Origin of the sequence: Pseudomonas sp. UMAB-40, from assembly GCF_900095275.1 — a bacterium.
GTDB classification, from domain to species: domain Bacteria; phylum Pseudomonadota; class Gammaproteobacteria; order Pseudomonadales; family Pseudomonadaceae; genus Aquipseudomonas; species Aquipseudomonas mandelii_B.
Genome location: NZ_LT607570.1, coordinates 77249 through 92456 on the forward strand (window position 1 = coordinate 77249; position 15208 = coordinate 92456).

Annotated in this window: 11 protein-coding genes; all 11 read right to left on the reverse strand. The window is 59.6% G+C overall.

The features are described from left to right. Positions 1–140: 140 nt before the first annotated feature. The 11 genes from K0F88_RS24835 to bioB all read right to left on the reverse strand — a co-directional run bounded on the left by K0F88_RS24835 (position 141) and on the right by bioB (position 15197). The gene (locus tag K0F88_RS24835) at positions 141–1919 is read right to left on the reverse strand and encodes an acyl-CoA dehydrogenase C-terminal domain-containing protein (protein ID WP_219096938.1); all 1779 of its coding nucleotides are present in this window, start codon (positions 1917–1919) and stop codon (positions 141–143) included. 263 nt (positions 1920–2182) lie between these two features. After that, entirely contained in the window at positions 2183–3979 is a 1797-nt protein-coding gene (locus K0F88_RS24840) for an acyl-CoA dehydrogenase C-terminal domain-containing protein (protein ID WP_219096940.1), read from the reverse strand. A gap of 90 nt (positions 3980–4069) precedes the next feature. Then, positions 4070–5359, reverse strand: a complete 1290-nt coding sequence (locus K0F88_RS24845) for a GGDEF domain-containing protein (RefSeq protein ID WP_219097021.1) — start codon at positions 5357–5359, stop codon at positions 4070–4072. A 147-nt stretch (positions 5360–5506) separates the two neighbouring features. Next, complete coding sequence (locus tag K0F88_RS24850) at positions 5507–7645, reverse strand: cytochrome-c peroxidase (RefSeq protein ID WP_219096941.1); 2139 nt, start codon at positions 7643–7645, stop codon at positions 5507–5509. Positions 7646–8123: 478 nt separating this feature from the next. Continuing rightward, positions 8124–9929, reverse strand: a complete 1806-nt coding sequence (locus tag K0F88_RS24855; protein ID WP_219096943.1) for a phenylacyl-CoA dehydrogenase — start codon at positions 9927–9929, stop codon at positions 8124–8126. A gap of 277 nt (positions 9930–10206) precedes the next feature. After that, a complete protein-coding gene (locus K0F88_RS24860; protein ID WP_219096944.1) occupies positions 10207–10503 on the reverse strand; it encodes a pyrroloquinoline quinone biosynthesis protein PqqE in 297 nt (98 codons plus the stop codon). A gap of 106 nt (positions 10504–10609) precedes the next feature. Next, on the reverse strand, positions 10610–11290 hold the full coding sequence (gene bioD, locus K0F88_RS24865; protein ID WP_094470315.1) for a dethiobiotin synthase: 681 nt from the start codon (positions 11288–11290) through the stop codon (positions 10610–10612). Beyond that, entirely contained in the window at positions 11287–12099 is an 813-nt protein-coding gene (bioC, locus tag K0F88_RS24870) for a malonyl-ACP O-methyltransferase BioC (protein WP_219096946.1), read from the reverse strand. Before bioC ends, bioD begins: the two co-directional genes overlap by 4 nt. Then, complete coding sequence (locus K0F88_RS24875) at positions 12092–12823, reverse strand: alpha/beta fold hydrolase (RefSeq protein ID WP_219096948.1); 732 nt, start codon at positions 12821–12823, stop codon at positions 12092–12094. The genes bioC and K0F88_RS24875 overlap by 8 nt, the downstream gene beginning before the upstream one ends. Continuing rightward, positions 12816–13994, reverse strand: coding sequence for an 8-amino-7-oxononanoate synthase (bioF, locus tag K0F88_RS24880; RefSeq protein ID WP_219096949.1), 1179 nt, complete (start codon positions 13992–13994; stop codon positions 12816–12818). Before bioF ends, K0F88_RS24875 begins: the two co-directional genes overlap by 8 nt. A 147-nt stretch (positions 13995–14141) precedes the next feature. Continuing rightward, positions 14142–15197: a biotin synthase BioB gene (bioB, locus tag K0F88_RS24885; protein ID WP_219096951.1), complete on the reverse strand. Its 1056-nt coding sequence runs from the start codon at positions 15195–15197 to the stop codon at positions 14142–14144. Positions 15198–15208: the final 11 nt, after the last annotated feature.

A 15208-nucleotide genomic window follows, 5' to 3' on the forward strand; every position in this document is an offset into this window, starting at 1 on the left:
CAGAATCCTACGTGTCCGTGTTGTTGCTTTGCGCTTCCTGCGCGACGTCCATGTGAAGTAGATTAGCTCTGGATCCAATCTTCGCCTATGGGAGAACAGCAGCACGTCATGTAAGAGAATGCTTACATGACGCTATCGGGTCAGAACTGTCCGGCGTCCAGCAGGAACAGCGATTCGCTCCCCGCCTTCACCGACGCACTCAGCGAGTGAATACGCGGCAGCAGACGGGCGAAATAGAACCGCGCCGTGCCCAGCTTGCTCGCATAGAAATCTTCCTGCGCTTCTTTGCCGAAGGCCGCCTTGGCCATCAGCGCCCACATGTAGGCGTAAGCCACGTAACCGAAGGCTTGCAGGTACTCGACCGACGCCGCGCCGATTTCGTTCGGGTTGCTTTTCGCCCGGTCCAGCAACCACAAAGTCAGCTCGTCGAGGGTGGTGACGGCATCGTTCAGCGGCTTGGTGAACTCCGCGAGGTCTGCGCTGGCGGTGGCCGTGAAATGACGAATTTCATCCGCGAACAGGTTGTAGAACGCCCCACCCGTGCCGACGATCTTGCGTCCCACCAGGTCCAGCGCCTGAATGCCGTTGGTGCCTTCGTAGATCTGGGTAATGCGCACGTCGCGTACCAGTTGTTCCTGGCCCCACTCACGGATGTAACCGTGGCCGCCAAAAACCTGCTGGCCGTGCACGGTGGTTTCCAGACCGAGGTCTGTCAGGAACGCCTTGGCGACTGGCGTCAGCAGTGCAACCAGATCTTCCGCGCGTTTGCGGACGGTCGCGTCTTCGCTGAACTTAGCGGTGTCCAGTTGCATGGCCACGTAGGTGGAGAATGCACGGCCGCCTTCGTTCGAGGCTTTCATGGTCAGCAGCATACGACGCACGTCCGGGTGGACGATGATCGGGTCAGCGACTTTGTCTTTGTTCTGCGCGCCGGTCGGCGAACGGCTTTGCAGACGGTCGCGGGCGTATTCGACGGCGTTCTGGTACGAGCGCTCGCCGGTGGCCAGGCCCTGGATACCGACGCCCAGACGCTCGTAGTTCATCATGGTGAACATCGCCGCCAGACCTTTGTTCGGCTCGCCGACCAGGTAACCCACGGCTTCGTCGAAGTTCATCACGCACGTCGCGGAGGCCTGGATGCCCATCTTGTGTTCAATCGAACCGCAGCTCAAAGGGTTACGCGCGCCCAGGCTGCCATCGGCATTCACCATGAATTTTGGTACCAGGAACAACGAAATGCCCTTCGGCCCCGCCGGTGCGTCCGGCAGTTTGGCCAGCACCAGGTGAATGATGTTCTCGGTCAGGTCGTGTTCGCCGCCGGTGATGAAGATCTTGGTGCCGCTGACTTTGTAGGACCCGTCAGCCTGAGGTTCGGCCTTGGTGCGGATGATCCCCAGGTCCGTACCGGCGTGCGGTTCGGTCAGGCACATGGAACCGGCCCAGACGCCGGCGTACATGTTCGGCAGGTACGCGGCTTTCAGTTCTTCACTGGCGTGGGCGTTGATCGACAGGCAGGCACCGGCGGTCAGCATCGGGTACAGACCGAACGACAGGCTGGCGGAGTTGACCATTTCTTCGACTTGCGCCGACACGGCCTTGGGCATGCCCATGCCGCCGTAGGTCGGATCGCCACCGACACCGACCCAGCCGCCTTCGGCATAAGTCTGATAAGCCTGTGGGAAACCGGCCGGCGTGGTGACGGCTCCGTCCGCCCAATGGCAACCTTCTTCGTCAGCTGCACGGCTCAGGGGCGCGATGCTTTTGCTGGTGACCTTGCCGGCTTCTTCGAGGATGGCTTCGACGGTTTCAGCATCAACGGTCTCGGCCAGCGCAGGCAGCTCCGCCCAGAGTTTGGCGACCTCGAAGACTTCATTGAGGACGAAGCGCATATCGCGCAGGGGCGCTTTGTAGTCAGCCATGGCAAACCTCGCAAGATCTAAACAGGTGATTCGTGGGAATGATGTTTTCGTTGGGTCCGAGTGTAACCCAACAACTTTTGCGACACATAGGGTCAGGCCGTGACCGTTTTGTAATTTTTAGTCATCAGTATTTCAGCTGAGCAGCTCTCGCCTGCCAGAACGTATTCGCGGCAAGCCTCGCTCCTACAGTTGGGGTCACGCATACCCCGTGAACGACACCGACCTGTAGGAGCGAGGCTTGCCCGCGAAGCTTTTAACAATCGTCAGAGCGCAAACAACTCCGCCGGCAGCTTCATCAGGCAATCACTTCCAGCCTCTATCGCCGCGCGATGAGCGGCAGTGCGTGGCAGCAAACGCTTGAAGTAAAACTCGCTGGTTGCCAGTTTCCCCTGGCAATAATCGGCATCGCCGCTGCCCGCGTCGAGTTGCGCCTGAGCCACCAGCGCCATGTGCAGCCACAGATAGCCGAGGATGATGTAACCGCTGTACATCAAGTAATCCACGGACGCCGCACCGACTTCATCCGGATTCTTCATCGCAGCCATGCCGACCTTGGCGGTCAACTCGCCCCACTGCTGATTCAACTCATTGAGTTGCGCCACATAGCTGGCCAGTTGTGGATGCTCGGCATTCGCCGCGCAGAACTTATGGACGATCCTGGTGAAGCCGCGCAGCAATTTGCCTTGGCTGCCGAGCACTTTGCGCCCGAGCAAATCCAGCGCCTGAATGCCATTGGTGCCTTCGTAGATCGGCGCAATCCGGCAGTCGCGAACCAACTGTTCCATGCCCCATTCACGGATAAAGCCGTGACCGCCAAACACCTGCATGCCGTGGTTGGTGACCTCCAGACCGGTGTCGGTCATGAAGGCTTTGCAGATCGGCGTCAGGAAGGCCAACAGGTCTTCGGCGTCCTGACGCGCCGTTTCATCGGGGCTCAGGTGCGCCACGTCCAGCAGCTGCGCGGTGAAATAGGTCAGCGCGCGGTTGCCTTCGTTGAAGGCTTTCATGGTCAGTAGCATCCGGCGCACATCAGGATGAACGATGATCGGGTCAGCGGCTTTTTCAGGCGCTTTCGGGCCGGTCAGCGCGCGCATCTGCAGGCGATCGTTGGCGTACTTGATGGCGCCCTGGAAACTCGCCTCCCCCAGACACAACCCCTGCATGCCGGTGCCGAGCCGCGCGTGGTTCATCATGGTGAACATGCAGTTCAAGCCCTTGTTCGGCTCGCCGATCAAGAAGCCCTTGGCCTCGTCGAAGTTCAGCACGCAGGTAGCCGAGGCCTTGATGCCCATTTTGTGTTCGATCGAGCCGCAGGAAACGCCGTTGCGCTTGCCGGCTTCACCTTCGGCATCGGGTAGGAATTTGGGAACGATGAACAGGGAAATACCCTTGGTGCCTGCCGGAGCATCCGGCAGTTTCGCCAACACCAGATGAATGATGTTGTCGCTCATGTCGTGTTCGCCGGCCGAGATGAAGATCTTGCTGCCGGAAATCGCGTAGCTGCCGTCGGCTGAAGGGACGGCGCGGGTTTTGATGATGCCCAGGTCAGTGCCGCAATGCGCCTCGGTCAGGCACATGGTGCCGGTCCATTGACCAGCCGTCAGTTTGCTCAGGTAGGTGTTCTTCTGATCGTCGGTGCCGTGGGCGTGGATGGCCGACATTGCGCCGTGGGTCAGGCCGGGGTACATGCCCCACGAGGTATTGCTCGATCCGACCATTTCACTGATGACCAGGCCCAGTGAACTCGGCAAACCCTGGCCGCCATACGCCGGATCAGCTGCCAGACCGTGCCAGCCACCTTCCACGTACTGTGCGAAAGCCTGCTTGAAGCCTGTAGGCGTTGTCACCACGCCGTTGTCGAAATGGCAGCCTTCTTCGTCGCCGGAGCGATTCAACGGTGCGAGAACGTTCTCGCAGAACTTCGCCCCTTCTTCGAGGATCGCATTGACCATGTCCGGGCTCGCGTCGGTGGCGCCCAGCGCGGCGTAATTAGCGTGGAAGTCGAAGACGTGGTCGATCAGAAAGCGCATGTCGCGCAGGGGAGCTTTGTATTCGGGCATGGTCGTTTCTCCGTCAGCAGATCGTTCAAACCTACTGCTGCCCACCCTGCCTCACAATCACAGTCCAGACGCTGAATGCGCCATCATCACTCAACCCGCAGCGGCGTCCATGCGCACCGCGCCACGGCGAGTCTGACCGAAGGCCACCACACAATTTCGCCCGGCGCCCTTGGCGCTGTAGAGCGCTTCGTCAGCGGACTTGAGCACTTTTTCGGGGGTACGCTGCTCCACGCGCTCAGCAACGCCGATGCTCACAGTCACCGACACGCTTGTAGCGCCCGGCCCTGCGCGACGCTGACGACCTTGCTGGTCGTCCTGCGGGCGGGCGTCTTGGTTGCGCAGTTGAATGTTGTACGTGGCGATGGACTCGCGGATGACTTCCAGGTGCGGCATGCACTCTTCCAGTGTCTTGCCCGCGAATACCAGGGCAAATTCCTCACCGCCGTAGCGATACGCCCTACCGCCTCCGCCGATTTTCGACAGCTTGCTGGCGACCAGTCGCAAGACCTGGTCGCCGACATCGTGACCGTGGGTGTCGTTGAATTTCTTGAAGTGATCGACGTCGCTCATGGCCAGCACGTAATTGCGCCCCAGGCGTTGCATCCGCTCGTTCAAGGCGCGACGACCCGGCAAACCGGTGAGCTCGTCGCGGAAGGCCATTTGATAGGCTTCGTGGGCGACCGCAGCGGCAATCATTAGCATCACCTGACTGCACATGATGTTCAGGGTGAACGGCAGGATGAAGGTTTTCGGCAACGCCCAGAACAACCCGAGCAAACCGACGAGTTGTGCGGCGTGCAAGGGTCTCGGGTTACGCCAGTATTGCCAACTCAGCAGCAGGAACGAGGCGATGAACACGGGATAGGACAGCTGGATCAGGCTCATCCAGGCGCCATGCAGCGCTGGCCAGCGGATTTCCGACAGCCACATCAATAAGGCCTGGGGATAACTTTGCTCCAGCCCCAACGCGACACTGCCGACGGCCAGCAATACCGCGAAGCGCGCCACCATGTCCTGAAATAAATGAGTGCGTTCCTGCCAGGCGGCGAACACGCCGAACAACAGCGGCAGTAACAGGCAACACAGGTGGAACACCACTGCTGCGTCTTCACGGACCTTGCCGTTGTCGCGGTAATAATCGGTCTGGGTGTCGAGCAGAAAGTAGGCGATGTACACCGTCACCATCAGAAACAGTTCGCGCTGCCGTCGGTAAACCGCGCAGTACGCACCGCCGAGCAACAGCACCAAGGTCGGCAGCACGTTGAACAGCGAAGTGAAAAAGACGTTGAGGTCCTTGATGTAGGCGGCCGCAAGCCCCGCAAGTAAAAGCAGTAATGACGGTAGGAAATGGCTGAAACGTACAGCGGAAGAACGCGGCAAGGGTAAAGCTCCGACCGTCATGACAATAGATGGCATTGTGCCCACCTACTGTAACGGCAGAAAAGCCGACTTACTGAGCGATTTGTCAGGTTTTTTTAGAGGCAGCGTCACTGGCCGCAGGCCGGGTGGCCAGTGACGGTTATGCCATCAGAGGTCGTTGTAAAACGGCAGCAACGGCCCCTCTTCGACTCTGCGACCTTCAGCACCGACGGGCTTGAGCGTTATCAACGCGTCCGCCGCTTGCCAGGTGGTTATTTTCGGGCTGACGGGTTTTAGCGTTACGGCGTTTTCGTCACCTATATGGCCTTGCGGTATGACCAGCGAAGGGTGATCAAATGGCGCCTGTTCCCAGGCGACTCGCGGATCGGTCAATCCGACCTCCATGAATTTGACCAACGCATCCACTTCATCGGGCGTCAGGTTCAACGCGGTCATGTCCGGATCGAGGTTAGAGGTGTTGTGCTGGTTCACACTCGAATGATCGAATCCACTGGTGTTGTTCGCCTCAGAGCCGCGCCGGTCGCCGCCCCGGTTGTAGAACTCCATGACCTGTTTGAGCGTCGACCGGCTGCCGTTGTGGAAATAAGGTCCGGTCAGCGCGATATTGCGCAACGTCGGGGTCTTGAAGGCACCGTCGATGGCGTCGTGGAAACCCACGTTGGGTTTGAGCGTCGAGTCGCAGGGTAATCCCGCGTTCAATAACGCTTCAAATGTGCACACATCGACGTCCAGGGGATCGGGCACATTGCCGCCCTGCAGTTGGGTGTTGTATTCACGGGTGAATGACAGCGGATTGCCCCAGGCATCCGTCCCGCCGAGCGCCAAGTCTTCTGAAGTCGGGCGTACCCCTGTGTTGTAGAAGCCGTTGTCGTACAGCGCAGTCAGGTTATCGGCCATCACCATGCGTTCGACGCGCTCACGGGGATGGAACAGCAAACGGCTGGCGGCGTTGGTGAGTTCAGCACCGCCGTGGCAATTGACGCACTTGCCCTTGCCCAGGAACAGCTTCATCCCCTCGACTTGCTGGGCATTCATTGCCTGTTGATTACCTTGCAGGTAAGCGTCCAGCGGCGCCTGATCCGAAACCAACGTCGCTTCGTACATCTGAATCGCCAGGCCGAAGAACAGCGGGAAGTTGGCTTCCATCTGCGTATACGGCGCACCGCCCAGCGAAACCTGCTGCGTGGCATTCCACAGCCGCGGCTGGAAAGCAGCCTTGATCAGTTCACGGTAGGTCGGACGGCGCGCACCGGAAACGGGGGCCAGCACCGAGTCGGTTGATGAAATCCGCTGTTGCTTGAGCATCAGCGTATCGAGCATGCGCCGGCCGATGTCCGCGAAGGTGCGCCCGCCGCAGGACATTTCAACCGGACTGCCAGGCGGGCCCACGGCCTGCGACGCGGCAGAAGCATCGTTGAGCGCCAGCCGCACTTTCGCCGCAACCCCACTGCGATCGCTGGTGACGAAAATCCCGGCATCGGGGTCACGATTGCCGAACGGCGAGAAGCCATTGAAGACATTATTCGCCCGACCATCCCAGAAATTTCGCACGTTGAAAACGGCATTGATTACCGTCGGTGCGTTGCGCCCGGTACTGCGACGAACATTGATGCCGCCGACCTGGAAGATACCATCCGGCTGTTGCGTGCATTTGTCGAAACGCGGTTGCCGCGGCTTGACGAAGTTGGCGTCAAACACGCCTTGTGAGCCAACCACATCGTCGGTCGAGTAGAGGATCGGCGAGTTGCGATCCAGTGGATCGGCCAGCACGTGGGTCGGGAAATCAGTTTTCTTGAGCGTGTAGTTCGGGCCGCCCTTGCCAGCGGATAACGTCGCGTAGGAAGCCACGTCGCCAGGAATGTCGGACGCAACAAACGGCTTGTTGAAAATCGACGCAACGTTGGCGCTGGTATTCGCCTGGCCCGGGTTGATCTGGTTAGTGATCCGGTGATCGACGCCGGCATGAAAGTGGCACGACGCGCATGCCGTGGAGCCATCACTGCCGATCTCCATGTCCCAGAAAAGCGCTTTGCCCAACAGAATGGCGGCGCTGCGATTGAGTACGTAGTCGGTCATCAGATCGACTTTGCGTCCGCCTTCGGTGCCTGAGGGGTCGGGTGGTGTCATGCCGCGCAGTGACTGCAAGGACGGTACTTCCGGCACGGGAAGATCAACTTCTGGCACGTCAGCGGCGAAGGTATTCTTGAAAGGCAGACAGATTGTTATCAGGCCGAGCGCGAGTGCGCAGGCCAGTCGGATAGCTCGAAAGAGACTCAAGTTCACCATGATGACACTCCCGTTCTAATAGTGGAGTTGCCGGGCATGAGGCGCAGCTCAACGGACAAAGTTGTCTCTTTGTCGACGTATAAGTGAAACGCCAATAGGAGGCACCGTGGCAGGCGCTTTAATTGAACTGTAGTCGTAACAAATAATTTCAACAGTAAAACTACAAATAAATTTCCCCCCGTATTACCCCCCTCAACTTTGGTGAAACTCCCCCACCTTTGGGCATCCGCCCCAGCGAAACAAGGGATATGGCCCCACGAATCAGGTACTCACGGCAAAGTTTGCGAATTGGCAGCGGAATTGCAACACAAGTAACTACCCGGTTTATCTAGAGATCACTTCTAAACAAATATCCAACAAATAGTTCACCGTCTTCGGTGTTCTTAATTAGTCGTGGGCGGCTGGTTTTACTATTTTTCAAACAAAAAAGCCGCTACCCCCGAAGGCGTAGCGGCTTTATGAAGAACAGCGTTAAGGCTTAGTAGCCCAGCGCGAAGTTCTCTTCTTTCATGTCCATCAAGTTGTTGGCACCCGACAGCATGGTTGCAACGTGAGTGCGGGTACGCGGCAGGATGCGCTGGAAGTAGAAGCGCGCAGTCTGCAGCTTGGCGGTGTAGAACGCCTCTTCGGAGGTACCGGCAGCCAGTTTCTCGGCAGCCAGACGCGCCATGTCAGCCCAGAAGTAGGCAAGGCAGGCGTAACCGGAGTACATCAGGTAGTCCACCGACGCCGCGCCGACTTCTTCGCGATCCTTCATGGCGGCCATACCGACCTTCATGGTCAGCTCGCCCCATTCTTTGTTCAGCGCAGCCAATGGCTCGACGAACTCTTTGACCGCCTCGTTGCCTTCGTTGGTCTGGCAGAACTTGTGGACGATCTTGGTGAAGCCTTTCAGGGCCTCGCCTTGAGTCATCAGCACTTTACGGCCCAGCAGGTCGAGTGCCTGGATACCGGTGGTGCCTTCGTACAGCATCGAAATGCGGCTGTCGCGAACGTTCTGCTCCATGCCCCACTCGGCGATGAAGCCGTGGCCGCCGTAGATTTGCACGCCGTGGTTGGCGGATTCGAAGCCGACTTCAGTCATGAAGGCTTTGGCGATTGGAGTCATGAAGGCCAGCAGTGCGTCGGCTTTCTTCTTCTCTTCTTCGTCTACACCGTATTTGACGATGTCGACTTGCTTGGCGGTGAAGTAAACCATCGCGCGGTTGCCTTCGGCGAACGCTTTCATGGTCAACAGCATGCGACGGACGTCAGGGTGAACGATGATCGGGTCAGCGGCTTTTTCCGGCGCTTTCGGGCCAGTCAGCGAGCGCATTTGCAGACGATCGCGAGCGTATTTCAGGCCACCCTGGAAGCCGATCTCGGCGTGGGCCAGACCTTGCAGCGCGGTGCCCAGGCGAGCGGTGTTCATAAAGGTGAACATGCAGTTCAGGCCTTTATTCGCCGGGCCGATCAGGTAACCGGTGGCCGCGTCGAAGTTCATCACGCAGGTGGCGTTGCCGTGAATGCCCATTTTGTGTTCCAGGGAACCACAGCTCACGGCGTTGCGTGCGCCGATCGAACCGTCTGCGTTCGGCATGAACTTCGGCACGATGAACAGCGAAATGCCTTTGGTGCCAGCCGGCGCATCCGGCAGGCGAGCCAGCACGATGTGGACGATGTTGTCGGCCATGTCGTGTTCACCGGCCGATATAAAGATCTTGGTGCCGGAGACTTTGTAGGAACCGTCGGCCTGAGGTTCGGCCTTGGTGCGCAACATGCCCAGATCGGTGCCGCAGTGCGGTTCGGTCAGGCACATGGTGCCGGTCCATTCGCCGGACACCAGTTTGGTCAGGTAAGCCTCTTGCTGCTCAGGCGTGCCGTGCTCGGAGATGGTGTTCATCGCGCCGTGCGACAGGCCTGGGTACATGCCCCACGACCAGTTGGCTTCGCCAACCATTTCGCTGACCGCCAGACCCAGAGACTCCGGCAGGCCCTGGCCGCCGTGTTCTACGTCGTGGGCCAGGCTTGGCCAGCCGCCTTCAACGAATTGCTTGTAGGCTTCTTTGAAGCCAGTCGGGGTTTTAACGCCGGACTCGCTCCAGGTGCAGCCTTCGGTGTCACCCACGCGGTTCAGCGGAGCCAGCACCTGCTCACAAAACTTGGCGCCTTCTTCGAGAATGGCGCTAACCATATCTGGAGTTGCGTCTGCGCAAGCCGGAAGGCTCTGATAGTGCGCTTCGTAGCCGAGCAGTTCGTCACGAACGAAGCGAATATCACGCAAGGGGGCCTTGTAGTCAGGCATAGCGATAAACCTCTGCTGATGTAACCGGGAATGAACGACCGTGTTGATTTGTTGTGACGGTCAAACAGTTGTTTGAAACATACGTTTACGCCCAAATCTTGTCAAGCGCCGATCTTTTGCCGTTCGTCATCACGCCGCCAATTGCCGGACACGCAGCCACGCGGCCGCCGTTGACAACGCAACAGGCCCTGCAGGAAAGATTAGTTGAGGGTGAAGGACTTACGCACAAAAACGCCGCGAATAGTCGCGGCGTTGGCAGGACGGGTTCAGCGAGGGATCAAGCGAAGGTATCGATCAACGTGCCAAGCATTTCATCGGAAGCCTTGGCGACTTTGGCGCCCGCCTCAACCTGAAACTTGCCCTGGGCCATCTCGACCATATTGCTGGCCAGGTCCGATTGCTGGCTGCGGTCAACCGAACGCAGGCGGTCTACCTGAACGTCGGAAGACTGGCTGGTCACCGCACGCTCGATGGTGCTGCTGGCGATCTGGCCGGATGCCTGATCGACACGGTTCTGTCCTGTCTGAATAGTGCTCAGACCGGCATAAAAAGCGGTGTTTCCTGAGATTTCCATAGGGAACTCGTCCTACAAAGGATTAACTGCGGCCATTGAACCAGACATGATGGCAAAAGGCCCGACAAAAACACTAATGGCACAGTGACTTGTCATAGGCAAAACCTCAATCCAGCAAATCCAGCTGCAAATGTTCCGCCACCGCTTCTGCTGTCACCGATTTGAGTTTCGGCACTCGTCCAAGACAAGGCGCAGGAATCCGCTCGGCGAGAGTCGCTAGGTTCTCTTCCAGGCGCGAGGTTTTCGGATCGATGATATTGGCCACCCAACCCGCCAGCTGTAAACCGTCCTGGGCAATCGCCTCGGCCGTCAGCAGCGCATGATTGATACAGCCCAAGCGCACCCCAACCACAAGGATCACCGGCAGGCCCAGCGCCATTGCCAGGTCCGACAGATTGTCCTGATCCGCCAACGGCACGCGCCAGCCGCCGGCGCCTTCGATCAAGGTGAAATCCGCCAGCATGTCGAGAATGTCGAGCATCGGCGTCAACAGCGATTGCACCGTCAGCGCCACACCTGCTTCCCGCGCGGCCAGGTGCGGAGCGATCGGCGGCTCGAACGCCACCGGGTTGACCTGTGCATAAGTCAGCGGCAGTGAGCACTCAGCCAGCAACGCCAGCGCATCGGAATTACGCAACCCCTTGGGCGTCACATCACAGCCGGAAGCGACCGGCTTGCCCGCCGCCGTACTCATGCCCGCCGACCGTGCGGCATGCAACAAGCCGGCAGCAATGGTGGTCTTGCCGACATCAGTGTCCGTGCCGGTGATGAAATAAGCAGCGCTCATATGGGTTTCTCCAACACGGCGTAGACCACTTGATAAGTCGCCGGCAATCCTTCGGCCTGACGAAACTGCTCATACGCCTCGACCAAGCCGAGGATCCGCGCCCGACCGGTCAAACCGCCCGGCCGACCGGGGTTCAAATTGTGTGCGCCCAACGCCTTGAGTTCATGCGTCAGGCTGCGCACGTCCGGGTAATGCAACACATGCGCACGGGTTTGCAGGCTGACCACCTTCAAGCCACTGGACGCGCACAAATGTTGATAAACGCCCAACTCGCGGAAGCGATTGACGTGCACCATGCCATCCACTTGACGCCAGCTGTCACGCAACTCAAACAACGTCCCTACGCAAAGACTAGCAAACGCGAAAATCCCGCCCGGTTTCAGGGCCCGATACGCCTCACTGAGCACCGACTCGAAATCCGCGCACCACTGCACCGCCAGGCTGGAGAAGATCAGATCACAGGTCGAATCCTGCAACGGCAAACGCTCTGCATCCCCGGCGATGAAATGGCTGGCGCCACCCAAAGGCCTGGCGTGGTTGAGCATGCCTTCGGCGATGTCCATTGCCAGTCCGTGACCTGCAGGAAATCGCTCGCCCAATGCCCGGCTGAAATGCCCGGTGCCGCAACCCAGATCCAGCCAGACACCCGGCACACATTCACCCGGTAAACGACTCAACAACTGGCTACCGACATCGCGCTGCAATTCGGCCACGCTGTCGTAACTCGCCGCCGCGCGGGAAAAGGAGGCCGCCACCTGACGCTTGTCGGGCAAGCCGCCGGGCAGATTGGGAAGGGATAAATCAGTCATCACCGGACTCGTGTAAAAAGGCCTGGATCGCCCCCGCCACACCGTGGGGGTCTTCCAGAAGAAACGCATGGCTGGCCTGTTCAATCAGACCGATTTCGACGTCCGGCAGCAAGGCCAGAAGTTCTCCGGCCGCTTCGGCCGGGACCAGCCCGTCGAGGCCGGCGAACAAATGCAGTTGCGGACCGCGGAATGCCTGCAACGCCTGGCGGGTATCCAGTTGTGCGAGCACTTCCAATCCGCTCATCAGCACCGCTTCAGAGGTATGCGGCGCCCCACCGAGCAACAACCGCGAAAGCCCGCGAGGATCTTCCGAGCCTTGAGCGCAAAGGAGTGAAAAACGCTTCAACGTCATCCGCGGATCAGCCTTGCAACCGGCGAGAAACGCGTCGAAGGTTTCGCCGTGCATCGCGCTCGGCCATTGCTCATGGGCGACAAAAGAAGGGTTGCTCGCCAGGGTCAGCAAGCCGCAGCAACGATCACCACGACGCGCCGCCAGTTCAGACGCAAGCATGCCGCCGAGGGACCAGCCACCGAGCCAGACGTCCTGCGGGATCGTCGAATCCAGCTCATCGAGCCATTCTTCGAGCTCGCTCGATTCCAGTTCCGGCAACGGCTCGATTTCGACCCGCAGATGCTCATCCAGCCCCTGCAAGGCGGCCGCCAAAGGCTCCAGCGGTGAAATTCCGAGGCCCCAACCGGGCAGCAGAATCAGTCGATCACGCATGGTTTGGCTCCGGTCCAAGTTGTTGGAAACAATCGGCCAGTCCATTCAACAATAGCTGCACCTGCGCCTCGCTGTGGGCGGCGGTCAGGGTCACGCGCAGACGGGCGCTGCCGGCGGGCACGGTGGGCGGACGAATCGCCGTGACCATCAGCCCGCGCTCGCGCAGCATCTGCGACAGTCGAACCGCACGCCCGGCATCGCCGATCATGATCGGCTGGATCGGCGTGAAACTGTCCATCAACTCCAGGCCAATCTGTTCGGCACCCTGGCGGAACTGGCGGATCAGCGTTTTCAGATGCTCGCGTCGCCAATGTTCAGTGCGCAGCAGTTCGAGGCTCTTCAACGTCGCGCAGGCCAGGGCCGGCGGTTGGCTGGTGGTGTAGATGTAGGGACGGGCAAACTGGATCAGGCTTTCGATCAGCTCTTCGCTCCCGGCCACAAAGGCACCTGCCGTTCCGAACGCCTTGCCAAGGGTGCCGACCAATACCGGCACGTCTTCCTGGCTCAGACCGAAATGCTCGACGATCCCGCCGCCATTCGCGCCCAGCGGACCGAAGCCATGGGCGTCATCGACCATCAGCCACGCGCCTTTGGCCTTGGCTTCCCGGGCCAGCGCCGGTAAGTCGGCGATATCACCGTCCATGCTGAACACGCCGTCGGTGACCACCAGCGTATTGCCGGTGGCCTTCTCCAGCCGCTTGGCCAGACTGGCCGCGTCGTTGTGCAGATAGCGATTGAAACGTGCGCCGGACAACAAACCGGCATCCAGCAACGAAGCGTGATTGAGGCGGTCTTCCAGCACCGTATCGCCCTGCCCGATCAACGCGGTGACCGCGCCGAGGTTGGCCATATAACCGGTGGTGAACAGCAGCGCACGCGGGCGACCCGTCAAAGCGGCCAAGGCTTCTTCCAGCTCATGATGTGGCGTGCTGTGCCCAATGACCAAATGCGACGCCCCGCCACCGACGCCCCAACGAGCAGCGCCGGCGCGCCAGGCTTCGATCACTTGTGGGTGATTGGCCAGGCCCAGGTAGTCGTTGTTGCAGAACGCCAGCAACGGCTGACCGTCGACCACCACTTCCGGGCCTTGAGGGCTTTCGAGCAGGGGGCGCTGGCGGTAAAGGTTTTCGGCACGACGGGCAGCAAGGCGTGCGGCGAGATCGAAAGACATGCAGGCCTCGAAGATCAATATGGGTATGCACCCAATCCCAGTGTGGGAGCGGGCTTGCTCGCGAAGGGGCCGTCACATCCAACATGGATGGTGACTGAAACTCCGCATTCGCGAGCAAGCCCGCTCCCACATTGGATTTGTGGCGGGTCAGACAGCCGCGTTGTAAAACTGCTCGCTGCTCTTCTGCTCAACCAGTGCCTGTTCAATGGCCGCCTGATGCACTTCGTCCGCGTGTTCTTCGCGCGCTTCCGGCAGGATCCCCAGGCGCGAGAACAGTTGCATGTCCTTGTCGGCCTGCGGGTTGGCGGTGGTCAGCAGTTTTTCGCCGTAGAAAATCGAGTTGGCACCGGCGAAGAACGCCAGGGCCTGCATCTGCTCGTTCATCGCTTCGCGGCCAGCGGACAGGCGCACGTGGGATTGCGGCATCAGGATGCGCGCGACGGCGAGCATGCGGATGAAATCGAACGGGTCGATGTCTTCGGCATTTTCCAGCGGCGTGCCGGCAACTTTCACCAGCATGTTTATTGGCACGGATTCCGGATGCTCCGGCAGGTTGGCCAGCTGGATCAACAAATTGGCGCGGTCATCGAGGGACTCGCCCATGCCGAGGATGCCACCGGAGCAGATCTTCATCCCCGATTCACGCACATACGCCAGAGTTTGCAGGCGCTCGCTGTAGGTGCGGGTGGTGATGATGCTGCCGTAGAACTCCGGCGAGGTATCGAGGTTGTGGTTGTAGTAGTCGAGGCCAGCGTCGGCCAGCGCAACGGTCTGGTCCTGGTTGAGACGACCGAGGGTCATGCAGGTTTCCAGGCCCATGGCTTTCACGCCTTTGACCATTTCCAGCACGTAAGGCATGTCTTTAGCCGACGGGTGTTTCCACGCCGCGCCCATGCAGAAGCGGGTCGAACCGATGGCCTTGGCGCGAGCGGCCTCTTCGAGGACCTTCTGCACTTCCATCAGTTTTTCTTTTTCCAGCCCGGTGTTGTAGTGACCGGACTGCGGACAATATTTGCAATCTTCCGGGCAGGCGCCGGTCTTGATCGACAGCAGGGTGGAAACCTGGACGCGGTTGGCGTCGAAATGCGCGCGGTGCACCGTTTGCGCCTGGAACAACAGGTCGTTGAATGGCTGAACGAAGAGTGCTTTGACTTCGGCCAAAGACCAGTCATGACGCAGGGTGGCAGAGGTGCTGGCGCTCATGGGCGTTTCCT